Source organism: Methanoregula sp. (assembly GCF_002835825.1).
In the GTDB taxonomy this organism is placed as follows: Archaea; Halobacteriota; Methanomicrobia; order Methanomicrobiales; family Methanospirillaceae; genus Methanoregula.
In genome coordinates this window covers 1-1,272 of the sequence record NZ_PIZH01000601.1, presented here as the reverse complement: position 1 = coordinate 1,272, position 1,272 = coordinate 1, and the positions used below count along the sequence as shown (strand labels likewise).

Genomic DNA, 1,272 nt, shown 5'->3' with positions numbered 1-1,272 from the left:
GGGCTGTCTGCGGTTATTACCCTTGCCACGTCACTGTTCATCTACAGCATCAGATCCATCATGGGAGGAACCGGGTTCCTTGCGGTCTATGTCGCCGCCCCTGTTATCGGCAACAGCAGCATCGTCCACAAGCGGAGTCTGATCCGGTTCCACGAGGGTATCGCCTGGCTCATGCAGATCACCATGTTCCTTGCACTCGGACTGTTCGTATTTCCCTCCCAGCTCCTGCCTATCCTTGTGCCGGGTATCATCATCTCCCTGGTCCTGATCTTCATCGCACGACCGGTTGCTGTGTACCTCGCTCTCTACCCGTGGAAGATGAATCCTCATGAGAAGATCATGGTCTCATGGGTGGGCCTGAGAGGGGCTGCGCCTATCGTACTCGCCACATTCCCTCTCCTTGCAGCAGTACCGCAGGCCCATAGTATCTTCAACCTCGTCTTCTTCATCGTCATCACCTCCGCCATCCTCCACGGTACTTCCATTCCGCTTGTGGCACGCATGCTCGATCTCTCGGCTCCTGCTCCCTCACGCTCCCGGTTCGGTATGGAACTTGATCTGCCGGAGGACTCGCAGAGCCAGAGCGAACTCATCGAACTGGTAATTCCCCCCGGCTCATCGGTCATCAATAAGCAGATCGTCAATACCGGCCTTCCCCAAGGTACGCTCATCATCCTGATTGCCAAGGGCAAAGAACAGTTCTCTCCCCGCGGGGCGACCGTACTTGAAGAGCAGGATACGCTCCTTGTTCTCACCACCGCAGAACGTGCGGACGAGGTCAGGCAGCTGATCCTTGGCCCCGACGCAGTTCCCGAAGAGCCGACCCTGCCCATCCCGGACTGGTGGTTCAAACCCGGTAAATGAGGATCCCCGCTAGTTGATCATTCTCCCCTTCAGCGTCATTATCCATACACCGGATCGTCCCGCTGATCTACCAGTGTCACGGATGCGAAGTTCCAGGCAGCAGGTGTATTGGTTTTTATGGAATTGCGGAATAGTAAACAATAGCGGCATGGGGGGGTCTGCCGGGCGGATAGCATGGAGCGCTGGTCATCGCATATCGGGTTCATCCTTGCAGCAGTCGGTGCTGCAGTAGGGATCGGCAACATCTGGCGGTTCCCCGCGCTGCTGGGACAGAATGGCGGGGGCGCCTATCTCATCCCGTACCTTATCGCAGTCTTTTTCTTCGCGCTGCCGCTCATGATCCTCGAGATTGCAATAGGGCGCCATTTCCGGGGAACCGTTGTCAGCTCGTTCAAGGCAGTCCGGCCC

General features: G+C 57.2%; 1 protein-coding gene and 1 pseudogene. Both read left to right on the top strand.

Features of this window, described 5'->3' with window-relative positions; all coding sequences use genetic code 11:
• The coding region (locus CW742_RS13705; protein ID WP_292421332.1) for a cation:proton antiporter at window positions 1–864 on the top strand (864 nt) is incomplete at its 5' end.
• A gap of 174 nt (window positions 865–1,038) precedes the next feature.
• Window positions 1,039–1,272, top strand: a pseudogene (locus CW742_RS13700) (sodium-dependent transporter); the annotation flags it as partial.